General features: G+C 62.1%; 17 protein-coding genes. 6 read left to right on the top strand and 11 right to left on the bottom strand.

Going from position 1 to position 21,403, the window contains the following annotated elements:
- The first annotated feature begins 23 nt into the window (after positions 1–23).
- Positions 24–1,100 (top strand): polyamine ABC transporter substrate-binding protein, encoded by a 1,077-nt coding sequence (locus tag C7A17_RS23860; RefSeq protein WP_106741366.1) that lies wholly within the window; start codon positions 24–26, stop codon positions 1,098–1,100.
- Positions 1,101–1,169: 69 nt separating this feature from the next.
- Here the strand turns inward: C7A17_RS23860 and C7A17_RS23855 are convergent, their stop codons facing one another.
- The 4 genes from C7A17_RS23855 to C7A17_RS23840 form a co-directional block, all read right to left on the bottom strand.
- Positions 1,170–3,053: a methyl-accepting chemotaxis protein gene (locus C7A17_RS23855; RefSeq protein WP_106741363.1), complete on the bottom strand. Its 1,884-nt coding sequence runs from the start codon at positions 3,051–3,053 to the stop codon at positions 1,170–1,172.
- A 132-nt stretch (positions 3,054–3,185) separates the two neighbouring features.
- Entirely contained in the window at positions 3,186–4,082 is an 897-nt protein-coding gene (locus tag C7A17_RS23850; RefSeq protein ID WP_106741360.1) for an alpha/beta hydrolase, read from the bottom strand.
- Between the two features lie 48 nt (positions 4,083–4,130).
- The gene (locus C7A17_RS23845; protein ID WP_106741358.1) at positions 4,131–5,162 is read right to left on the bottom strand and encodes an RNA methyltransferase; all 1,032 of its coding nucleotides are present in this window, start codon (positions 5,160–5,162) and stop codon (positions 4,131–4,133) included.
- Positions 5,163–5,207: 45 nt separating this feature from the next.
- Positions 5,208–6,947, bottom strand: coding sequence for an N-acyl-D-amino-acid deacylase family protein (locus C7A17_RS23840; RefSeq protein ID WP_106741355.1), 1,740 nt, complete (start codon positions 6,945–6,947; stop codon positions 5,208–5,210).
- Positions 6,948–7,062: 115 nt separating this feature from the next.
- On the opposite strand from C7A17_RS23840, the gene C7A17_RS23835 reads away from it, so the two are divergent.
- Positions 7,063–8,067, top strand: coding sequence for an AraC family transcriptional regulator (locus C7A17_RS23835; protein WP_106741353.1), 1,005 nt, complete (start codon positions 7,063–7,065; stop codon positions 8,065–8,067).
- Here C7A17_RS23835 and C7A17_RS23830 read toward each other — a convergent pair.
- Positions 8,064–9,116 (bottom strand): DUF5924 family protein, encoded by a 1,053-nt coding sequence (locus C7A17_RS23830; protein WP_106741350.1) that lies wholly within the window; start codon positions 9,114–9,116, stop codon positions 8,064–8,066. The genes C7A17_RS23835 and C7A17_RS23830 overlap by 4 nt on opposite strands.
- 139 nt (positions 9,117–9,255) lie before the next feature.
- On the opposite strand from C7A17_RS23830, the gene C7A17_RS23825 reads away from it, so the two are divergent.
- Both C7A17_RS23825 and C7A17_RS27390 read left to right on the top strand, forming a co-directional pair.
- Entirely contained in the window at positions 9,256–9,549 is a 294-nt protein-coding gene (locus C7A17_RS23825) for a DUF1883 domain-containing protein (protein ID WP_106741347.1), read from the top strand.
- Positions 9,550–9,605: 56 nt separating this feature from the next.
- Positions 9,606–9,740 carry a small membrane protein YohP gene (locus C7A17_RS27390; RefSeq protein WP_463604507.1) on the top strand — a complete coding sequence of 45 codons (135 nt, stop codon included), beginning with the start codon at positions 9,606–9,608 and terminating at the stop codon, positions 9,738–9,740.
- Positions 9,741–9,780: 40 nt separating this feature from the next.
- Here the strand turns inward: C7A17_RS27390 and osmE are convergent, their stop codons facing one another.
- Both osmE and metH read right to left on the bottom strand, forming a co-directional pair.
- Positions 9,781–10,113, bottom strand: coding sequence for an osmotically-inducible lipoprotein OsmE (gene osmE, locus C7A17_RS23815; protein WP_106741342.1), 333 nt, complete (start codon positions 10,111–10,113; stop codon positions 9,781–9,783).
- Between the two features lie 152 nt (positions 10,114–10,265).
- Positions 10,266–13,976: a methionine synthase gene (gene metH, locus C7A17_RS23810; RefSeq protein WP_106741340.1), complete on the bottom strand. Its 3,711-nt coding sequence runs from the start codon at positions 13,974–13,976 to the stop codon at positions 10,266–10,268.
- Positions 13,977–14,128: 152 nt separating this feature from the next.
- Between metH and C7A17_RS23805 the strand changes: the two genes are divergently transcribed.
- Together C7A17_RS23805 and nfuA are read left to right on the top strand one after the other, a co-directional pair.
- Positions 14,129–16,405 (top strand): fatty acid cis/trans isomerase, encoded by a 2,277-nt coding sequence (locus C7A17_RS23805; RefSeq protein ID WP_106741337.1) that lies wholly within the window; start codon positions 14,129–14,131, stop codon positions 16,403–16,405.
- A gap of 146 nt (positions 16,406–16,551) precedes the next feature.
- The gene (nfuA, locus tag C7A17_RS23800) at positions 16,552–17,136 is read left to right on the top strand and encodes a Fe-S biogenesis protein NfuA (RefSeq protein ID WP_106741335.1); all 585 of its coding nucleotides are present in this window, start codon (positions 16,552–16,554) and stop codon (positions 17,134–17,136) included.
- Between the two features lie 52 nt (positions 17,137–17,188).
- Here nfuA and C7A17_RS23795 read toward each other — a convergent pair whose 3' ends face one another.
- From C7A17_RS23795 to C7A17_RS23780, 4 genes are all read right to left on the bottom strand, one after another.
- A complete protein-coding gene (locus C7A17_RS23795; protein WP_106741332.1) occupies positions 17,189–17,416 on the bottom strand; it encodes a DUF1272 domain-containing protein in 228 nt (75 codons plus the stop codon).
- Between the two features lie 105 nt (positions 17,417–17,521).
- Positions 17,522–17,791 carry a hypothetical protein gene (locus C7A17_RS23790; protein ID WP_106741329.1) on the bottom strand — a complete coding sequence of 90 codons (270 nt, stop codon included), beginning with the start codon at positions 17,789–17,791 and terminating at the stop codon, positions 17,522–17,524.
- 177 nt (positions 17,792–17,968) lie between these two features.
- The gene (locus C7A17_RS23785) at positions 17,969–19,174 is read right to left on the bottom strand and encodes a catalase family protein (RefSeq protein ID WP_234035846.1); all 1,206 of its coding nucleotides are present in this window, start codon (positions 19,172–19,174) and stop codon (positions 17,969–17,971) included.
- A 35-nt stretch (positions 19,175–19,209) separates the two neighbouring features.
- Positions 19,210–21,087 carry a di-heme-cytochrome C peroxidase gene (locus C7A17_RS23780; RefSeq protein WP_106741326.1) on the bottom strand — a complete coding sequence of 626 codons (1,878 nt, stop codon included), beginning with the start codon at positions 21,085–21,087 and terminating at the stop codon, positions 19,210–19,212.
- Positions 21,088–21,403 lie beyond the last annotated feature (316 nt).

Raw genomic sequence — 21,403 nt, 5'->3', positions numbered from 1 at the left:
CAAGACCATCGACGAGGTATTCCATGCTGAAGAAACTCCTGCCGTGCCTGATCCTGGCCGGCACCGCCCATGCCGCCGACAGCGTGCGCATCTACAACTGGACCGACTACATCGCCCCCGACACGCTCAAGCAGTTCGAGAAGAGCAGCGGCCTGGGTACCCATTACGACGTCTATGACAGTAACGAGACGCTGGACGCCAAACTGATGGCCGGTCGCTCCGGCTACGACGTGGTGTTCCCCTCCAACCACTTCATGGCCCGGCAGATCCAGGGCGGTGCGCTGAAGAAACTCGACCGCAGCAAGTTGCCGAACTGGAACAATCTCAACCCAGTATTGATGAAGGCGCTGGAGGTGAACGACCCAGGCAACGAACATGGCTTCCCTTATCTATGGGGTAGCACTGGCATCGGCTACAACGTCGACAAGGTGCGTGCGGTGCTGGGCGATGACGTGAAGATGGACAGTTGGGACATGCTGTTCGACCCCGCCAAGTTGGCCAAGCTCAATGAGTGCGGCGTCGCGATTCTCGACAACGGCCCGGAAATGCTGCCGATCGCCCTGCATCACCTGGGCCTGCCGCATCACAGCAAGAACCCCGAGGACTACAAGCGCGCCGAGGCGCTGCTGATGGAAATGCGCAAGAACGTGCGCTACTTCCATTCCTCCAAGTACGTCGGCGATCTGGCCAATGGCGAAATCTGCATTGCGGTCGGTTTCTCCGGCGACATCATGCAGGCTGGAGCGCGTGCCGCCGAGGCCGGCAACGGGGTGAAGATCCAGTACGAGATTCCCAAGGAAGGTGCGCCGATCTGGTTCGACATGGTGGCCATGCCGGTCGACGCCAGTAACGAAGGGGGTGGTTATGCCTACATGAACTACCTGCTGCAGCCCGAGGTGATGGCGGCCATCAGCAACCACGTGAAGTACGCCAACGGCAATGCCAAGGCCGATGCCTTGGTCGACCCGGCGCTGAAGGCCGACCCCACCGTGTATCCGCCGGAGTCGGTGATGGACAAGCTGTACACCCTGGAAGCCATGCCGCTGAAGATCGACCGGGTGCGCACGCGTATCTGGAGCAAGGTCAAGAGCGGCGTCTGATCGCCTGCTCGATGAAAAAAGCCCCGGCATGCCGGGGCTTTTCTTGTGCGTCATTCAAACGCTCATCGGTCAGACCTTGAAGCGTCCGAGCAGGCGATCCTGCTGGCCGACCTGTTCCACCATCGAGTTGCATTGACGCACCTGCTGTTCAGCTCCGCCGGCCAGCTCGTGGCTGATGTCGCGGATGTTGGTGGTATTGCGGTTGATCTCCTCGGTGGTGGCGCTCTGCTCCTCGGCCGCGGTGGCGATCTGCAGGTTCATGTCGTTGATGCGGGTGATCGCCTCACGGATGCGCCCAAGCATGTCGTTGGCCGCGCCGGCGTCCTCGGCGGTTTTGCTGGCGGTATCACGGCTTTGCTGCATACGGCTTTCGGCCTGGCGCACGCCGCCTTGCAACTGGTCGATCATCTGGCGGATTTCCTGAGTCGCCTGCTGCGTGCGTGACGCCAGCGAGCGCACTTCGTCGGCCACCACGGCGAAGCCACGACCGGATTCGCCGGCTCGCGCGGCTTCGATGGCAGCGTTCAGTGCCAGCAGGTTGGTCTGTTCGGCGATGCTGGTGATCACCTGCAGAATCGACTCGATGTTGTGGCTGAGCTTGGCCAACTCGTTGATCGCATGGCTGGTGCCATCCATCTCGTCGGCCAGATTGCGGATCGCCGCACTCGATTGCGACACCACGCGCACGCCATTCTCGGTTTCCTGGTTGGCCGCCACCGCGGCCTGTGCTGCGGCCTGGGCATTGCGAGCGACTTCCTCGGCGGTGGACGCCATCTCCTGCATGGCGGTAGCCAGTTGATCGAGTTCCTGCAACTGCTCCTGCAGGCGGCGGGCAGCCTGTTCGGATTCGTGCGAGGTGAGGGCGGTGCTTTCACGCACCTGGTGCGAGCTGCCCATGACGTCGCCGATCAGCGTCTGCAGGGTTTGCAGGAAACGGTTGAATTCCTGCGACAGTTCGCCGATCTCGTCGTTGCTGGTGATCGCCAGGCGACGGGTCAGGTCACCTTCGCCACTGTTGATTTCGCGCAGCGAGGTATTGAGCAGCCCCAGCGGCTTGAGCAGGTTGTTCATCAGCACGCCGAGTACCACGAGGCTGATGGCCACGCCGATCACCGTTCCGATCACTGCCAGCCAGGTCAGGCGATTGGCTTCGGCCATGACCACGCTCTCATCGAGCACCACGCCGATGTACCAGTCCATGCCGCGCAGGTTCGGTAGCGGGGTGAAGGACACCAGCAGGTTTTTGCCATCGGCATCGACCTCGTTCAGCTCCTTGACCAATGCCGGGCTCTGGCCGTTGAACAGCGCGCTGTAGGCCTTGCCGTTGTAGTCGGCATTGGGGTGGGAAATGATGTTGCCCGAGCGGCTGAGGAGGAAGGCGTAGCCGGCACCATTGAAGTCCAGGGTGTTGACGGCATCGGCCACCGACTGCAGGCGAATGTCGCCGCCGAATACGCCGAGGAACTTGCCGGCGTCGCTGATTTTCGCGACGGCCGAAATCAGGATCTCGCCCGTTGTGGAGTCGACGTAGGGTTCGGTCAGGACTGCCCGGTCAGCCCCCTTGCCAAGGGCATACCAGGGGCGCTTGCGGCCGTCATAGTCTGCGGCGGGTTTCCAGTCTGCGCTGTTCTTGAGGGTTTGACCGGTTGCCTCCAGCGCACCGAAGACCAGGATGAATTCATCCTTGAGCAGGGGGAGGTCGAAAGCGCGTTGGGTTTCTTCCGGGCCGTAATGGCTGTCGATGCTCTGTGACAGCGTGTCCATGAGCCGCAGCTTGGCGTTCAGCCAGTTCTCGATCTGCCGTGCCAGGGCATTGCTCGACTCGGAAAGGCTGGATTCGATCTGGTTACGCAGGGTGTCGCGTACCTGGCTGACCTGAGACAGCGACAGCAGGCTGGTGGTGAGAAACAGCACGGTCGCGGCGGCGATGCCGACCTTGTGGGCGATTTTCATGGAAGCTCCTACGGCAAGATACACGCGTCCCTGCTGGGTGGGTCGATCAGACGGGGGCATCTGTCGGCAGTTATGCGTCCGCACCAGGGATATCGGCGCGTATACGCCGGACTTGAGGGCAGCAGGGCCTGTTCAGGGCAGCCCGAGTGAGGTGAAAAAGTCATCGACCCGGGTGGTGTAGCTGGCATCCGTGCCCAGGTCAGCGTTGATTTCGCCGTGCGAGCGCTGCTCGCGCAGCACGTGCACCGTTACCGCCAGTTGCCGGGCTCTGGCCGCGTAGGCATCGGCCTGCGGGCAGGCGTCGCGGCGGTGTGTCGAGCACACGGCGAGCAGCGGTGGTACGCCGCTGCGCAGCACGTGCAGCGGCGATGCGCGCGTCCAGTAACGGCTGTCCTGGCCGAAGGCACGGTCGTAGAGCGGCAGATGGCGCTGCTGCATGATGGCTGAGACATCGAAGGCTGCGCTGTCCAGGGCGACAGTGCCGAGCCAGGGGTGGGACACCGCCGAGGCCAGGTTCGGTTCACTGTTGAGCAGCGTCACCAGGTGCGCGCCGGCCGAATGGCCCATCAGCACAAGGCGCGCCGGATCGCCGCCCCAGCGCTGCGCCTGACGCTGTACGGCGGCCACGGCTTGTGCCACGTCGCCGGCCTGGGTTAGCGGATCGGCGTCCGGCAACAGGCGGTAGTTAGCCGATACCAGGATGTAGCCCTTTTTCAGCCAGTGTCTGGCCTTGTTCTCGACCACGGCATCGCGGGCCTTGTCGCCGGTGTACCAGCCACCGCCGTGCACCATGAACAGGATCGGCGCGTCCTGCGCAGCCGAGGGCAGGTAGACGTCGAAACGTTGCCTGGGATGTGGGCCGTAGGCCTGATCCCGGAGGACGCGACTGCCGTCAGGGAGTGCGTCCAGCAGGCGCTGTTCACTGCGGGCTTCACGGCGCTCCTGGAGTTTCTCGCGCAGTGTTTCGGCCTGTCCGGCAAGAGGCAGGCACAGCAAGACGGCAATCAGCAGCGGTAGAGAGCGGAGCATGAGGCAATCCTCGGAAAGCACCCGGCATCATGCTGGTGCAGGCAGCGTTCAGCGTCCCAGGTTGCGCACTTTGATCAGGTCGGTCGCGCGAGCGCGCAACTGCCCGCAACCGCCATCGACATCCTGGCCGGCGGAATTGCGCACCTTGGTCAGCACGCCTCGGCTGTGCAAGTAGCGCACCATTTCGACGATGCGTTCGCCGTCCGGACGTTGATAGTCGTCGGCTTCCAGGCTGTTGTAGGGAATCAGGTTGAGCACGGCGAACTTGCCTTTGAACAGGCGCAGGATGTTGTCCATCTCTTGCTGGCTGTCGTTGATGCCCTTGAGTAGCGTCCACTGGTACTGGATCGGGTAGTCGGTGGCGCGGGCATAGGCCTCGCCCAGTGCCACCAGCTCTTCCGGATCGATGCGCGGCGCCTTGGGCAGCAGGCGTTGGCGCAGTTCGGCGTCGGTGGTGTGCAGCGAGAGCGCCAGGGCAGGGCGCACACGCTGCTTGGGCAGCCGCTCGAACACGCGCGGGTCGCCGACGGTGGAGAACACCAGGTTGCGATGGCCGATGCCGCCCTCGGTGCCGAGCAGGTCGATGGCCTCCAGCACGTTGTCGAGGTTGTGCGCCGGCTCGCCCATGCCCATGAACACCACTTTCTTCACTGGGCGAAACCGCCGGCCCAGGGCGACCTGGGCGACCATTTCGGCGCTACTGAGCTGGCGCAGCAGGCCGCTCTTGCCGGTCATGCAGAATACGCAGCCCACGGCGCAACCGACCTGACTGGAGATGCACAGGCCATCGCGCGGCAGCAGCACGCTCTCGACCATCTGCTTGTCGGCCAGTTCCACCAGCAGGCGCGCCGAACCATCGGCACCGGGATGCTCGGAGCGCAGCCGGGCCAGACCGTCCAGCTCACTGGCGATGGACGGCAACGCCTCACGCACCGTCAGCGGCAGGAAGTTCTCGGTCTTCTGGTGCTTGGTGCCGGTATCCAGTGCCTTGCCTTGCAGCCAGGCACGGGTGATGCGCCCGATATGCTGGGGTTTGGCGCCGAGGTTGGCGAGGCGTTGGTTGAGTTCGGTGAGCTGCATGGGGCGCGCATGCTACCACCGCCGCGCGCCCATGCGTAGGGCGTCTCAGCGTGCTTCGAGAAACTGGCCGAAACCGAGTTGCTGGCCCAGCTCCGGGGCGATGCGCTCTTCGTCCACGGCCAGTCGCCCATTGATCAGCACGTGGCTGACGCAGCCCGGATTGCGGCAGACCATGCGCTGGATGCCGAAGCCCTGCATCTCGTCCCAGTTCTCCTGTTCCAGGTTCTGCTGCAGGCCGGCGGGGTCGAGCAGCACCAGGTCGGCGCGATCGCCCGGGCGGATGTAACCGGCGTCGATGCCGAGCCAGTCGGCCTGCTCGCCAGTCAGCCGATGCACGGCCTGCTCCAGGCTCATCACCGGCTGGCCTTCGCTGTGGCTGTCCTTGACCAGCTTGAGGAAGCGCAAGGGCAGGTTGTAGAAGGCCATGTTGCGAATGTGTGCGCCGGCGTCGGAGAAGGTGATCAGCGTATGTGGGCTGCGCACCATCTGCCGCAGCGTGTCCAGGCGGTGGTTGCCGATCACGGTGAACCAGCGCAGCTGGCGGCCGTATTGCACCACCATGTCGAGAAATAGGTCGACTACATGCACGCCACGTTCACGCGCCACCTCGGCGAAGTTGCGCCCGACCAGCGCGGCGTCCGGGCAGCCGAGGATCACCGCATCGCCGAAGTCGCGTTGCCAGACGCGGGGCGACAGCTTGTCGGCGTAGTACTTGCGGAAGGTACGGCGGTACTGCTCGTTCTGCAGCAGCATGTTGCGTTCGAGTTGATCTTTTACGTCGAGGGCCATTTCGCCCGCGCCGAATTCCTCGAACAGCACGATATCCATGCCGTCGGCATAGATGGCGAACGGTGTCGGCAGCAACTGCCAGCGGAAGTCGCCGCCGAGGCGATTGGTCAGCCAGGCGGAGAGGCGGGCGAGCAGCGCCAGGCTGCGATTGCCCTTGAGGTCGAGCAGGGAGATCAGGGTGGTCTTCAGCGGCTTGCGCAGCAGGCCGACGGCCTCGCTGATGTACTGGGTGATCTGCAGCGGATTGGCGGCATTGGGTGCGCCCTGGTGCACGCGCCCACGCCGGCGCAGCAGGCGGTTGAGGCGGCGCACCTCGCGCCAGCGCGCGTAGGTGCTGGGCAGGCTCTTCGACCATTCGCGGTCGCCGTCGATCTTGTCCCACTTCAGGCACATGGTGGACAGACCCAGAAAGCCGCAATCCAGGGCCTCCTCGAGCAGGGCCTCCATGCGCTGCAGCTCGGCCTCGCTGGGCACGACCTGGCGGTCGGTGGCGCGGTGCAGGCCCATCACCGCCACACGCAGGTCGCTATGGCCGAGAAAGCTGACCAGGTTTGGTCCCAGCGGATGCTGGTCGACGAAGTCGCGCCACTGCCGAGGACCGTTCCAGCGCTTGCGCTCGCGCAGGATGGGCAGCACCTTCTCGCGCGGCACGGTTTCCACCCGGGTGAAGATGTCCGAGGCATCCTCGGCCTCGCTGCACACCATGCTCAGCGAACAACTGCCTACCAGCACCGTGGTCACGCCATGGCGCACCGACTCGCTGAGGCTGGGGGCGACCATCAGCTCGGCATCGTAGTGGGTATGGGTGTCGAGAAAGCCGGGCGTGATCCACTTGCCCTGGGCATCGATGACCCGCTCGGCCAGGCCGGCATCGAGGGGCTCGGCGCTGACCAGGGCGATGCGTCCGTCCTTGATCGCCAGGCTGCGGATGGCGGAGGGCGCAGGGCTGCCGTCGAAATAGCGGCCACTCTGGATGATCAGGTCGTATTGGGGCATGGCGGTGGCCTCGGCTCTTGTTGTTGTGAGGCCAGAGTAGGAGCGCCTGGCGGGCAACACTTGTCATGACGCGACAGGCTTGGCATCTTTTGTTCACTTTGCCAGGAGGCCGGCGATGTCCATCCGCTATGAAGTGCGCAGCGCGGCCCTGACCGGCCTGGCCGCAGAAGTGGAACGCCTGGACGGTGACCTGCACGGGCTGCTGGCGCGTGCGGAAATGCCCTGTATGGCCCTGGACGACGGCGATGGGCTGATCCAGATCGAGCAGCTGATACGCTTGTTGAATCTGGCCAGCGTGCAGCTGCAATGCCCGGATCTCGGCCTGCGCGTGGCCAGCCACCAGGGGCTGGACATGCTCGGTCTGCTGGGCCGCCTGCTGGTGCGCGAGCCCGACCTGCATGCCGCTTTCACTGCGGCGCAACGCTATCTGGCACTGCACAACAAGGCCGAGCACTGGCAGCTGTTGCCGCTGGAAGGGCGTATTCAGGTGCGGCGCATCGAGCATTTCTTCGCCGTCGAGGGCGCGCAGCAGTACCGCGAGATGGCCATCGCGGCCTACGCACGGCTGGTGCGGGCCATCGGAGGCGACGATCTGCGTCCGCTGCGCGTGGCGTTCAGCCATAGCCCGGTGGCGCCGCGCCCGCGCTACCGCCAGCACCTGGGCTGCGAAGTCTTGTTCGATCAGGAATACGACTGCCTGGTGTACGACGCCCGCGTGCTGCAGCGGCCGGTGCTGGCGATGGCTAGAGATGATGCACAACGCCTCGACGAACAGCTGCGCGAGCGCCTGGAGAGCCTGCAGGACAGCCTGGAACTGCAGGTGCGCAGCCTGATCGTGCAGACCTTGGGCATGCGCCAGCATTCACTGGGGCATATCGCCGAGCTCCTGGGCCAGCACCCGCGCAGCTTGCAGCGACGGTTGCGGAGCGAGGGGCTCAATTTCAAGCAGCTGGTGCATCAGGTGAAGATGGACAGCGCCGGCTGGCAGGTGCAGGCGTCGAGCATGCCGCTGACCCTGCTGGCCGATGTGCTCGGCTATGCCGATCAGGCCGCGTTCTGCAAAGCCTTTCGCAATCACTATGGCCAGTCGCCCTCGCGCTGGCGCAAGGCGCACCGCTAGAAGGGCGGCGCGCTCGCTTCGGGTGCAGATGGCGCGCTGGAGACGACCTCGAAGCGCAGCATGCCGATCATCTGACCGGCCTCGGTGCGTACCTGTACCTGCCAGTCACCAAGCGGATCCTGTGGAAAGCGCAGTTTGTGTGTCCAGGCGCGATAGCCTTCCTTGCGCCCGCCATGGATGTCCAGAGCGATGCGGTCGACTTCGCGGCCATCATGCAGCCATACGTGATAGATACGCTCGTTGAGGCCGCGCGGCGCGTTGATCGAGGTATAGGCATAGAGCCCATCGTCGCGCAGCTGATCCAGCGTGATCAGCTCCAGGCTGTCTCCTGGTGTGCGCTGAGCGCCATCGAAGCGGTCGCTGATCGCCACCTCGGTCAGCCACAGCGTCGCCGGCGGCACCCAGACGCGTGCCATCCAGCCAGCACCGGCCATTGCCAGTGGCAAGATCGCCAGCAGCAGAATGCGTCGCCAACCCGCGAAGCCGATCAGCCCTGGCAGGCTCGGCAGGGCCAGCACCGTGGCGGTGGCCAGGGCGATGCGGTAGCTCTGCGGTGTGGTCAGGTGGAAGATGATCGGCAGCGCAGTGAGCATCACCGCGAACAGCGCCAGGCTATGGAAGATCAGCAGCAACCAGCGCCTGGGTGCCAGCCAGCGGTAGTAGATCGGGTCGGTGATCGAGGCCAGCGCCGCCGCCGCCAGCAGCCCGCTGAACAGCAGCTGTCCGCTGTTCCAGGTGGTGGTGATGAAAAAGAACGGCAGGACGAAGAACAGGCTTTCCTGGTGGATCATTTGCGTGCCGTAGCGCAGTAGCGGCAACGGCAATTCGAAACCGAAGCGCTGGGCAATGCGCTCGCGCAACAGGTTTTCCAGGATCAGCCAGACCCAACTGACCAGCAGCACCACGCCGAGCACCTTGGCCAGGTAGGCCTGCCGGTCGACCAGCAGAAAGCTGGCCACGCCCGAGCAGAAGCCGAACAGGGCAACCAGGCCGGGATAACGGCGCAGCAGGGCGATCAGGGTGGGAATACGATCGAGCAGGGCTTTCATGACAACGACGCGGCACGGTGATGGGCGCGCATCCTAGGCAGCGCAGGGCTGGGGCGCAAGCGAGTCGTCAGCCGCGCTGGCGATGCCGGGCCGCTTGCGGCACTATTGCGCCCCCGTTTCACCACCGAGTCCGAAAACGATGAAATTCATCCATCAACGCGAGCATCTGGAAGAGGGCGATCTGGTGGTCATCCAGTGTTCGCAGCCCTGCAACATCCGCTTGATGAACGATGCCAACTTCCGCGCGTTCAGAAACCGTGGCCGCCACAGTTACCACGGCGGCGCGTTCATCAAGTTCCCGGCGAAGATCCGCGTGCCGTCCAGTGGTTTCTGGAACATCACCCTGGATACCGTGACCCGCCGTGCGGTCAGCGTGACGCGCAAGCCCCAGATGGAATACAGCATCAAGATCGTGCGGCGCCCAGGAGCCTGACGGCGAGGCGAATGCCATGTCAGGCGCGGCGCTGAAGAAAAAGACTAAACGCAGTCATGCCGGCCGGAGTCAGAACTGATGAACCCAGAAAAAGGAGAGTCAGTATGCTGAAGTTTCTCGGAGGCACCGTCGGTATCATTTTCATCGTTGGCCTGATCGTCGTGATTGGTTTGCTGTCACTGATCTTCTAGGCATCAAAGCCCCGCTGCCGGCAGCGGGGCTGGGCGTGCACTAAAGCCGGCGCTGGTTTTCCTCGTGCTGGGCGCAGCTCATGAAGCCTTTGCTGTCGACCCGGCCGTTGACGTCGAAGTCCACGTAGTAGGGTTGTTCCAGCCCGTCGACATTGAGCACGTAGTTGTTGCAGGTACCCCCGGTAACCCGGTTGCGCACTTCCGAAGAGGCCGGCCCGCCAAGGGTTCGCACCTGATCCTGGGTCATGCCATGTTCGACCTGCTTGACCAGGGGTTCGTTGCGGAAGGTCACGTAATCGGTCGGGTTCTCGAAAGTCGAGCAACCGGTCATCACGGCCGCTACGGCCAGTACTGCAAGGCTGTGCTTGTGCATGTCATCGCTCCGTCGAACGAGCCGAAGTGGCTCGGTAAATCTTGGAGCAGCGATCCGCTATGGGAGTTCGTGTTTTTCGACAATCGGCGCGAGTCGCCTCGCGTTCGTCACGGTATGAATGAAAAGAGCCCGCGATTGCGGGCTCTTTTGCATCAGTCGTCGTAACCGAGGTTGGGCATCAGCCAGCGCTCGCTGACCGCGATGTCCTGGCCCTTGCGCTTGCTGTACCGCTCGATCTGATCCTTGTCGACCTTGCCCACGGCGAAGTACTGCGCCTCGGGGTGAGCGAAGTACCAGCCGCTGACCGCTGCTGCCGGGAACATGGCGTAGTGCTCGGTGAGGAACACGCCGCTGCGGCCAGCCTGGTTGTAATCCGCCTCGGGGTCGAGCAACTTGAACAGCGTGCCTTTCTCGGTGTGATCCGGGCAGGCCGGGTAGCCGGGGGCAGGGCGGATGCCCTTGTACTGCTCGCGGATCAACGCTTCGTTATCCAGTTGCTCGTCCCTGGCGTAACCCCAGTACTCCTTGCGCACACGTTCGTGCAGCCACTCGGCGCAGGCCTCGGCCAGGCGGTCGGCCAGGGCCTTGACCATGATCGCGTTGTAGTCATCGCCCTTGGCCTCATAGGCCTTGGCCACTTCCTCGGCACCGATGCCAGCGGTGGTGATGAAGCCACCCACATAGTCGGTGACGCCACTCTCCTTCGGCGCGACGAAGTCGGCCAGCGACAGGTTCGGCTTGCCGTCGGGCTTGATGGTCTGCTGGCGCAGGTGGTGCAGGGTGGCCAGGTGCTTGCCGTCGTCACCGTAAACTTCGATGTCGTCATGGGCGACCTGGTTGGCTGGCCAGAAACCGAATACGGCGCGGGCCCTGATCAGTTTTTCGTCGATCAGCTTCTTCAGCATCGCCTGAGCATCGCTGAACAGGCTGGTGGCCGCTTCGCCGACGATCTCGTCGGTGAGGATGCGCGGGTACTTGCCGGCCAGATCCCAGGAGATGAAGAAGGGCGTCCAGTCGATGTACTCGGCCAGGGTCGCCAGGTCGATGTCATCCAGCACCTGGGCGCCGGTAAAGCTCGGTTTGGGTGCGACGTAGCCCTTCCAGTCGAAGGCCGGCTTGTTGGCGATGGCGTCGGCATAGCCCAGGCGTTCGGTGCGCGAGGCGCGCGCCGAGGTGCGTTCGCGTACCACCACGTATTCGTCGCGGGTCTTCTGCACGAAATCGGCTTTCAGCTCCTTGGACAGCAGCTGAGTGGCCACGCCCACGGCGCGCGAGGCGTCGGTGACGTAGACCACGGCGTCGTTGCTGTATTGCGGATCGATCTTCACCGCGGTGTGCGCCTTGGAAGTGGTCGCGCCGCCGATCATCAACGGCAGCTTGAAGCCCTGGCGCTGCATTTCCTTGGCCACGTGCACCATTTCGTCCAGCGACGGGGTGATCAGGCCGGACAAACCGATGATGTCGCACTTCTCGGCGATGGCGGTCTGCAGGATCTTTTCCGCCGGCACCATCACACCCAGGTCGACGATGTCGTAGCCGTTACAGCCGAGCACCACGCCGACGATGTTCTTGCCGATGTCATGCACGTCGCCTTTCACGGTGGCCATGAGGATCTTGCCCTTGGCTTCCGGCTTGTCGCCTTTCTCGGCTTCGATGAAGGGGATCAGGTGGGCCACGGCCTGTTTCATCACCCGGGCGGATTTCACCACCTGGGGCAGGAACATCTTGCCCGAACCGAACAGGTCGCCGACCACGTTCATGCCGCTCATCAGCGGGCCTTCGATCACCTCGATGGGGCGCGCGCACTGCTGGCGGCACTCCTCGGTGTCTTCGACGATAAAGGCGGTAATACCCTTGACCAGCGCGTGCTCCAGGCGTTTGTCGACCGGCAGCGAGCGCCACTCTTCGTTTTCGACTTCCTTGGCGGCGCCATCACCCTTGAACTTGTCGGCGATGGCGAGCAGGGCGTCGGTGCCGCCCGGCGTGCGGTTGAGCACTACATCCTCGACGCGATCACGCAGCTCCTTGGGAATCTCGTCGTAGATCTCCAGCTGGCCGGCGTTGACGATGCCCATGGTCAGACCGTTCTGGATCGCGTAGTAGAGAAACACCGAGTGAATCGCTTCGCGCACCGGGTTGTTGCCACGGAACGAGAAGGACACGTTGGATACGCCGCCCGAACTCAGCGCATACGGAAGCTGGTCACGGATGTAGGCGCAGGCCTCGATGAAGTCCACGGCGTAGTTGTTGTGCTCCTCGATGCCGGTGGCCACGGCGAAGATGTTCGGGTCGAAGATGATGTCTTCCGGCGGGAAGCCCACTTCGTTGACCAGGATGTCGTAGCTGCGCTGGCAGATTTCCTTCTTGCGCGCGGCGGTGTCGGCCTGACCGACCTCGTCGAAGGCCATCACCACCACGGCGGCGCCGTAGCGTTTGCACAGCTTGGCGTGGTGCTTGAACTGCTCGACGCCTTCCTTCATGGATATGGAGTTGACGATGCCCTTGCCCTGGATGCATTTCAGGCCGGCTTCGATCACTTCCCACTTGGAGGAGTCGATCATGATCGGCACGCGGGAAATGTCCGGCTCGCCGGCGATCAGGTTGAGGAACCTGACCATGGCCGCCTTGGAGTCGAGCATGCCCTCGTCCATGTTGATGTCGATCACCTGGGCGCCGGCCTCCACCTGCTGCAGGGCGACTTCCAGTGCCTCGGTGTAATTCTCTTCACGGATCAGCCGGGCGAACTTGGCCGAACCGGTGATGTTGGTGCGCTCGCCGACGTTCACGAACAGCGACTTGCGGTCGATGGTGAACGGCTCCAGGCCGGACAGGCGGCAGGCCTTGGGGATGTCCGGGATCGGGCGAGGCTGGTATTTGCCGACCGCTTCGGCGATGGCTTTGATGTGCGCCGGCGTAGTGCCGCAGCAGCCGCCAATGATGTTCAGGAAACCGCTGGCGGCGAACTCTTCGACCACCGCTGCCATTTCGGCAGGGGTTTCGTCATATTCACCGAAGGCGTTGGGCAGGCCTGCGTTGGGGTGCGCGGATACGTGGGTGCCGGCCTTGTTCGACAGCTCTTCCAGATAGGGGCGCAGGTCGGCGGCGCCGAGGGCGCAGTTCAGGCCGACGGAAATCGGCTTGGCATGGGCCACCGAGTTCCAGAACGCTTCGGTGGTCTGGCCCGAGAGGGTGCGGCCGGAGGCGTCGGTGATGGTGCCGGAGATCATGATCGGCAGTTCGACACCGTCTTCTTCGAACACCTGCTGCACGGCGAAGATCGCCGCCTTGGCATTGAGGGTGTCGAAGATGGTTTCGATGAGGATCAGGTCGGCGCCGCCCTCGATCAGGCCGCGGGTCGCTTCGGTGTAGTTCTCCACCAGCTCGTCGAAAGTGACATTGCGGTAGCCGGGGTCGTTGACGTCCGGGGATATCGAGCAGGTGCGGCTGGTCGGGCCGAGCACGCCTGCGACGAAACGCGGGCGATCCGGGGTTTCCAGAGTCTTGGCGTCGGCCACTTCACGGGCCACGCGGGCGCCAGCGACGTTCAGTTCGTAGACGATCGACTCCATGTCGTAGTCGGCCTGGGACACCTGAGTGGCGTTGAAGGTGTTGGTTTCCAGGATATCGGCGCCAGCGTCCAGATAGGCCTTCTCGATGGCGGCGATGATCTGCGGCTGAGTCAGCAGCAGCAGGTCGTTGTTGCCCTTCACGTCGCTCGGCCAGTCAGCGAAGCGCTCGCCGCGGTAGTCGGCCTCTTCGAGCTTGTAGCTCTGGATCATGGTGCCCATGCCGCCATCGAGGATCAGAATGCGCTCCTTCAGGGCTTGCTGGAGGGCTTGGAGGCGGGCGCTGCGATCGGACATGAGTACTACCTGAGCAAAGCGGAAACAAAGGTGCGCGATGATAGCAAAGCTGCAGGGTTCTGGAGCGTCTCAGGGATTTTCATGAATTTCATTCATGTTGCTAGGGGCGCCGTCTCGCTAGAATTGCCAGCATCGAAATCAAGGACGTGGTCATGCTCAAGCCTGCTGCTCTGTTTCTTCTTTCTTTCGCAGCTGGCCTGGCCCGTGCGGAAGCGATTTCCTATGTCGATGACGTACAACCGATCCTCACCCACAAGTGTGTGGCCTGCCACACCTGCTACGACGCCCCGTGCCAGCTCAATCTTGGCAGTGGTGAGGGGATTTTGCGCGGTGCCAGCAAGCAGCTGGTGTATGACGGCACGCGCAGCAAGGCGCAAGCGACCACGCGCCTGTATCTGGATGAGCAAGGCGAGGCGGCCTGGCGTAAACGCGATTTTCATTCGGTACTCGATGGTGAGAACGGACAGGCAGCACTGATCAAGCGCATGCTGGAGTTGGGACGCAGCCAGCCGCTCGAACCCAATGCCAAGCTTCCGGACAACCTCGATATCGCCATCACTCGCAGCAACAGCTGCCCATTGCCGGGTGAGTTCGCCGCCTATGCGCAGAAGAACCCTCATGGCGGCATGCCGTTCGCCGTGACTGGCCTGGACGATGACGAATACGCCACACTGGAACAATGGCTGGCACAAGGCGCACCAGTGGCCGAGCAGGCGCTCAAACCCAGCGCGGTCGAGTTGCGTCAGGTCGAGCAGTGGGAGAACTTTCTCAACGCCCCGGGGGCGCGGCAGGATCTGGTTTCACGCTGGCTGTACGAGCACCTGTTCCTTGCCCACCTGCATTTCGAGGCCGGTGAACCGGGGCACTTTTTCCAGATGGTGCGTTCGCGCACCCCCAGCGGCAAACCCATCGACCCGATCGCCACGCGCCGCCCGAACGATGACCCAGGCACCGAATTCTATTACCGTCTGTGGCCGATCCAGGGCGTGATCGTGCACAAGACGCACATCACCTACCCATTGGGCGAGGACAAGCTGGCGCGGGTCAAGGAGCTGTTCTTCGGCGAAGACTGGACGCTGGACGCCGTGCCGGGCTATGGCGCACAACGTCGCGCCAACCCCTTCGAGACCTTTGCCGCGATTCCGGCGCGGGCGCGCTACCAGTTCATGTTGGATAACGCCGAGTACTTCGTGCGTACCTTCATCCGTGGTCCGGTGTGTCGCGGGCAGATCGCCACCGACGTGATTCGGGATAACTTCTGGGCCGTGTTCCAGGCGCCCGAGCACGATCTCTACATCACCGATGCCGAGTACCAGCGCGAGGCCACGCCACTGTTGGCCATGCCCGGCCAGTTCGACGATATCGGCGATCTGCTGGGCTTGTGGCGCAACTATCGCGACAAGCGCAACGACTACGAGAACCTGCGTAAGGACGCCTACGCTGACGCGCCTGCCGCGGACTGGACGCATATCTGGAGCGGCAATGACAACGCGCTGCTGTCGATCTTCCGCCAGCACGACAGCGCTTCAGTGCGCAAAGGCCTGCTCGGCGAGATTCCGCAGACCCTGTGGTGGTTGGACTATCCGCTGCTGGAACGCACCTACTATCAGTTGGTGGTCAATTTCGACGTGTTCGGTAATGTCTCGCACCAGGCGCAGACGCGCCTGTACTTCGACCTGATCCGCAATGGCGCCGAGGTCAACTTCCTCCGCCTGTTGCCGGCGCGATCACGCGAGGCTTACCTGGATGACTGGTATCAGAACAGTGGCAAGTTGAAGATGCTGCTGGACTACACCTCGGTCGATCATCGTTCACCGAGTGCCATTGGCCTGACGGGCAACGATCCGAAGAAGCAGTTTGCCGAGCAGTTGCTGCAGCGTTACGCCGAACTCAATGCGCGTCCGGATCCGATCAACCGCTGCACAGGCGCACGCTGCTATCGCGATGGTCTGCCCAAGGAGCTGCAGCATGCCGAGCAGGCGCTGGCGCGTCTTGCCAGTCGCCCGGCCGGTGGCTTGCGAGTGATCGATCAACTGCCGGAAGCGACGATGCTGCGCGTGGAACTGAGCGATGGTTCGCGCGAGATCTACAGCCTGCTGCGCAACCGTGCTCACAGCAACGTGGCGTTCATGCTGGGTGAGGAACTGCGCTATCAACCGCGGCTGGATACCCTGACCATCTATCCGGAAGTCCTGAGCAGCTACCCGAACTTCCTGTTTTCGGTGAAAGCCGGCGAGGTGGATGCCTTCGTCAAGCAAATGGAAGGTGTCAGCGACGCTAAGTCCTTCGAGCGTATCGTCGAGCATTGGGGGATACGGCGTAGCCATCCCGAGTTCTGGCGCTACTTCCATGATATGGCCGAGCATATCCGCGAAACCCAGCCGCTGGAGGCGGGCGTGCTGGACATGAACCGCTACGAGAACCTCTGAGCGTCGCTTTCGGAGCGCACATAGGTGCGCTTCGAAAACGCCCAGAGAGGCTTCGCTATTGCTGCGATCAATTCCTACTAATTTACTTGGGCTTTAACCGGGCGACGCTCTGGCGTACACTGCGTCCATGTTCGCGAGGAGTTGCCATGAGCGCCATCACCATTACCCAAGCTGCCGAAGAATACCTGGCCGAGCTGCTGAGCAAGCAGGACACTCCGGGTATCGGCATCCGAGTTTTCATTACCCAGCCGGGTACGCCCTATGCAGAAACTTGCATCGCCTACTGCAAGCCAGGTGAGCAGAAGCCTGAAGATACTGCTGTTGGCCTGGCCAGCTTCACTGCCTGGATTGACGGTATCAGCGAGCCGTTCCTAGAAGACGCAGTCGTCGACTACGCCACTGATCGTATGGGCGGCCAGCTGACCATCAAGGCGCCGAACGCCAAGGTACCGATGGTCAACGAAGACAGCCCGCTCAACGAGCGTATCAACTACTACCTGCAGACCGAGATCAACCCCGGCCTGGCCAGCCATGGCGGTCAGGTGACGCTGATCGACGTGGTCGAAGAGGGCATCGCCGTACTGCAGTTCGGTGGCGGTTGCCAAGGTTGTGGCCAAGCCGACTACACCCTCAAAGAAGGCATCGAGAAAACCCTGCTCGAGCGCATTCCTGAACTCAAGGGCGTACGTGACGTGACCGACCACAGCAATCGCGAGAACGCTTACTACTGAGTAAGCGCTCGTTACATGAAAAAGGGGCGACCATGGTCGCCCCTTTTTCATTTCAGGCTTTATGAACGCGGGTAATGGAGGCGGGGAAGCGTTCGAGCTTTGCGGCTGGTCGAATCGGGCGTCTTACCAGTTCGCCACCGCAGTTAGGGCAGCGCAGCGCCAGGACGGATTCGGCACAGGGGCGACAGAAAGTGCATTCGAAAGAGCAAATCAGCGCATCGACACTGGCTGCTGGCAGGTCGCAGTCGCAGTTTTCGCAGTTTGGGCGCAGCTCAAGCATGGTGAGTGACTCCGCAGGATTGAGTCACTGAGTCTGCAGATGCTCTGCAACGCAGGCAAGAGGCGGAACTATCTGGGGGCGCCTGATGGCGCCCCGGAAGGTGACTTACTCTGGCATGCTCCACGGCGCCAGATCGAAACCTTGGCTACGCAGTTCTTCGCGGGAGCGGGTCAGGGCGTCAGCCAGTTGCGCCGGGTCGGTGTAGGTGTCGCTGGACAGTTGGGTGCGGCCGAGCAGGCGGGTGCTGGTGCGGTCGATAACGCTGATGCTGATCACACCGGTACCGTCTTGCGGGGACCAGGCAACGCACTGGAAGGGGCGGAATGCGCGATCGGCAATCAGCAGGGCTTCGTTAAAACGCAGTGGTGTGTTCATGGGTTCGGTCTCTCCGAGTTAATCCCAGTAATTAGTGTGCCCATCGTTTATGAGTGGGCCTTTCATTACTGTTGATGAACGCAGTCGACCTATAAGTCACACACCACTGAAAAAAGTTTTAATTTCTTCACAAAGTGCCCTTCAAGAACCTACCGGCGTGTCGCCGGTTACAGTTTTTTATTCTGAAAGTTCCACGGGCGCTTCTGCTTCTTGCTCCTGCACGCCTGAATTGACGGGGGCTGCAACCTCAGGCGCGGCATTACGCTGATGGCGATAGGCACTGACCGCTTCGTATACCGACTTGCGCAAACGGTTAATACCGCCGATTGGGCGATGCTCCGGGAGTGCATGCCAGGGATTGAAGGACATATTGTCGCAGAACAGATTTTGTTCGCGACTATCGAAGTCCTGAGCTTTTACGGTAATACGCGCCACGCTTTGGAATGGGGAAATTCTTTCGCTCCATTCGACACTGGGGTCTTCAATGGGCATGTAGTACTGGGCGTTTTGTTTTTGCACTTGCAGTTCAAAACAGGCTGGTGCGCGATCCAGTGATAGCTGCTGGTAAAGCGCGTTGCGCAAGAAGTTTGGCAAGCCGTCGTTCTGCTCCGGCAGTTCATAGGGTGGGCAGTTCTGCGGGGCTGGCACGACGCGGTACTTGATGTTGAGGTCGCCGAGCTTGAATGGAGCGATAGAGTTATAGGTAGTCGCCACCGGGCTTTCCGGTGCAGGTGCCAGGGTCTTGAGCGCAATGATCAGGTGGCGAACTTCCCAGGTACGTGGATCCAGGCTGGGGAAGAAGGCTTGCACCTTCTTGCCGTCTGCCTGGGCCGCGAAGTTGGTGCGATATTCGGCCACGTCGCTGACGAAGAACGCAGGATGGTTGAACATCACGAAGTCCTGCTCGCCGGCATGGGCCGGGCTTTTCATCAGCTTTTCACCGGGGACGTCGAGTAGTTTGATGGCCATGCCGCGCGCATCGCGGGCGCGGTCGAACTGCGGGTAGGCGTTGCCGTTGGACAGGCGCATCCAGGCTTGCCAGGTATGTCCGGGCTCGCTGAATACGCCATGGCGCAGCGACTCGTCCAGGTCATCCAGCACATGTACCTCGGCTTTGACGCAGCCATGGGCCTTGGCGTGTGCATCGCGCAGTACGCGTGTGTTGTCACGGTGCTGCTCGACGATGCGCACGGCGTCCTCGATGATCACGCGCGTCAGCGCTGCTTCATCCGGCGGAATCTGCTCTTCGCTGGAAACCGGGCCGGAGAATTTCCAGGCGTAGTAAGCCTCGCCGAGGCCCCAGCCAATCAGGCCAACGACACCTAGTGTGAGCAGAAGCTTGCCGAGCAGGCGACCGAGCCAAAGCCAGAAACGTTTCAACATTATTGGAATCCTTGTTCTAGAACGTGCTGGTGGAGTCAGCCTTCGCAGCTCGGGCCGGGTGTCCAGGGTTTGACGGGTACTTCGCTGAGCTGGGTTTCCAGCTCGTGATTGCCGAGTACCTTGAGGTATTCGATCAGGGCCAGGCGCTCATCCGGCGACAGCGCTCGGCCGATTACGCCCTCCTGGCGACAGCCATCGCGGAACTCATGGCCGCCGTTGTCGTTGCCGGTGATTCGGGTATCGAACAGGAAGCCGCCTGGGAAGCTTTCGCTGCGATAGCCGACGCGGCTCGGATCGAACTCGAAATTCCCCACCCAGAACTGGGCTTGCCGTTCATAAACCGGGGAGAGCAATTCGAACAGGTTCGGCACTGAACCGTTGTGCAGGAAGGGCGGGGTAGCCCAGATACCGTCCAGAGGGCGTGCCTTGTAGCCACGCTTCTCCTGCACGCCGATGGACAGGCCATAGCCATCCATGTTCCAGCGTTGGCGTGGGCCGATACCGGCATCCTGATAGGCGCGGTTTTCCACGTAGGCAGTGATGTAGGCCAGGCCTTTGGCGCTGGAGATGCTCTTGAAGTCGACGTTATCCAGGCTGGCGCCGTACAGTTTGACGTCCAGCTTGCTGAGCTCGGCCTTTGTCCAGCCCAGGCGGCTGATATCGAAGCGATGATCGGCGATGTTATCGGCGGTGGTGGGGTCGGTGCCGACGATGTCGGTCGGTACGATGCGCATCTTCCATTCAGGATCGCGCGAAGGTGCCACACGCTTGTCACGTGGTTGTGGATTGGGCGCGTGGCAATAGGCACAGTTTTCGCTGTAGAGCGCCTTGCCGCGACTGGCCAGGGGCAGATCAACCTTGCCTAGAATCGCCTCTGGCCATTTCGGTGGCTGCAGCGTTTTCAGCGTTTCTTCGAGCGTGTAGAGATCATGCAGGCGTACGCTGGAGGCATAGCGATCGGCCTCGGCAACGGCCTGGCCGTTCTCGCCGAACAAGTGCAGGCTCGCGCCAACGCCCAGCGCCTCGCCGATATTGCGAGCCATTGGCTGCATGGCCGAACCGTTCCACTGCACCCAATCGAATTTCCAGATATCCCAGAGATGTGGATAGCTCACCGGGGCGTCGGCGACGCGGTAGTTGGCTTCGTCGAGGGCATCACCAAACACGGTATTGGCGATACGGCCGAAGGCATCGGTACGACCAAAGCCTTCCTCGGTCGGGTACAGGCCGCGGTGCCAGTCATTGAAAGCCGTGGCCAGCAGGTGGTCGAGCACCTGCTTGAAGTCCTCGCGCAGGCGATCACGGCCCTGGGGATACTGGTCGCCCAGCACTGCCTGAGCGAAACGGCGGAATTTCAGCGGGTTGTAGTAGGTGAAGGCCATGCTCATGCCCAGCGCCTGGCCAAAACCGCCACCGCGCAAGGTCGGTACGGTGGAGGCGAGAGAGTGCAGGGCCGCACCACCATCGATGCGTATTGCTTGGCCTTTGTAACGCAGTTCACCGGTGTGGCAGGCGGCGCAGCTGATATCGAGAAAGTGCTCGCCGCTTTCGTTGTCCTGATGACGGGTAAAACCAACTGGCAGGTTACCGGGGTTGAGCGCAGTGGCTTGCTGCTTGGGATCGGTCAGAAAGCCGAAGCGGGCAAGGTAATCGAGGCGGGCGAACTTTTCGCTGCCAAAGGGCATTTCCAGGGCGACGAACCAGTCGTAGCGTAGGCCCTTAACAGTCGTGCCCTGGGGGGTGTAGTAGTAAGTCTGGCGCTGTTCGTCGTTCCATTGTTCCAGGTAGTGAAGCTCATCTGGCTGCTCGAAACTCGGCAGATTGGGATTGGCGACGTAATAGAGCACCACTGCCAGGCCGACGAGCACCAGCAACAGAACGAGTTTCAGGGTACGACGGATCAGGCGACGCATCGGAGACATCCTTGTAGCGTTCTTATTAATTGGTCTGTTATGCCAATACTGTAGGCAGTTGGCAAGATGCCATCGTTGTCTGATGACAAGTTTGCAATAACCAGCGGGAACAACCGATATAGAGAAATGATCCAAGCGGCGTCAAAGTTCTTGCTAGCGTTACACTCATGTGCGCCAAATCATTGTTTTTATTGGGGATACAAAATAATGGCGCCAAGGATGGAGTATGTTGGAGGCTGTTTCCGTCGCATCCCGACAATTATTCGTAGTCGAGCCCGCAGCTGACTGCGAATCGCTGTTTTCTCTGCTACAAGCC

Origin of the sequence: Pseudomonas mendocina, assembly GCF_003008615.1 — a bacterium.
In the GTDB taxonomy this organism is placed as follows: Bacteria; Pseudomonadota; Gammaproteobacteria; order Pseudomonadales; family Pseudomonadaceae; genus Aquipseudomonas; species Aquipseudomonas mendocina_C.
The sequence above is the reverse complement of the archived record's forward strand: the minus strand, read 5'-3'. Positions and strand labels throughout refer to the sequence as shown.

Bases quoted from the DNA above. Each gene is read 5' to 3' on its own strand.
- C7A17_RS23860 (WP_106741366.1), top strand. From the start codon at position 24: ATGCTGAAGAAACTCCTGCCGTGCCTGATCCTGGCCGGCACCGCCCAT.
- C7A17_RS23855 (WP_106741363.1), bottom strand. From the start codon at position 3,053: ATGAAAATCGCCCACAAGGTCGGCATCGCCGCCGCGACCGTGCTGTTT.
- C7A17_RS23850 (WP_106741360.1), bottom strand. From the start codon at position 4,082: ATGCTCCGCTCTCTACCGCTGCTGATTGCCGTCTTGCTGTGCCTGCCT.
- C7A17_RS23845 (WP_106741358.1), bottom strand. From the start codon at position 5,162: ATGCAGCTCACCGAACTCAACCAACGCCTCGCCAACCTCGGCGCCAAA.
- C7A17_RS23840 (WP_106741355.1), bottom strand. From the start codon at position 6,947: ATGCCCCAATACGACCTGATCATCCAGAGTGGCCGCTATTTCGACGGC.
- C7A17_RS23835 (WP_106741353.1), top strand. From the start codon at position 7,063: ATGTCCATCCGCTATGAAGTGCGCAGCGCGGCCCTGACCGGCCTGGCC.
- C7A17_RS23830 (WP_106741350.1), bottom strand. From the start codon at position 9,116: ATGAAAGCCCTGCTCGATCGTATTCCCACCCTGATCGCCCTGCTGCGC.
- C7A17_RS23825 (WP_106741347.1), top strand. From the start codon at position 9,256: ATGAAATTCATCCATCAACGCGAGCATCTGGAAGAGGGCGATCTGGTG.
- C7A17_RS27390 (WP_463604507.1), top strand. From the start codon at position 9,606: ATGCCGGCCGGAGTCAGAACTGATGAACCCAGAAAAAGGAGAGTCAGT.
- osmE (WP_106741342.1), bottom strand. From the start codon at position 10,113: ATGCACAAGCACAGCCTTGCAGTACTGGCCGTAGCGGCCGTGATGACC.
- metH (WP_106741340.1), bottom strand. From the start codon at position 13,976: ATGTCCGATCGCAGCGCCCGCCTCCAAGCCCTCCAGCAAGCCCTGAAG.
- C7A17_RS23805 (WP_106741337.1), top strand. From the start codon at position 14,129: ATGCTCAAGCCTGCTGCTCTGTTTCTTCTTTCTTTCGCAGCTGGCCTG.
- nfuA (WP_106741335.1), top strand. From the start codon at position 16,552: ATGAGCGCCATCACCATTACCCAAGCTGCCGAAGAATACCTGGCCGAG.
- C7A17_RS23795 (WP_106741332.1), bottom strand. From the start codon at position 17,416: ATGCTTGAGCTGCGCCCAAACTGCGAAAACTGCGACTGCGACCTGCCA.
- C7A17_RS23790 (WP_106741329.1), bottom strand. From the start codon at position 17,791: ATGAACACACCACTGCGTTTTAACGAAGCCCTGCTGATTGCCGATCGC.
- C7A17_RS23785 (WP_234035846.1), bottom strand. From the start codon at position 19,174: ATGTTGAAACGTTTCTGGCTTTGGCTCGGTCGCCTGCTCGGCAAGCTT.
- C7A17_RS23780 (WP_106741326.1), bottom strand. From the start codon at position 21,087: ATGCGTCGCCTGATCCGTCGTACCCTGAAACTCGTTCTGTTGCTGGTG.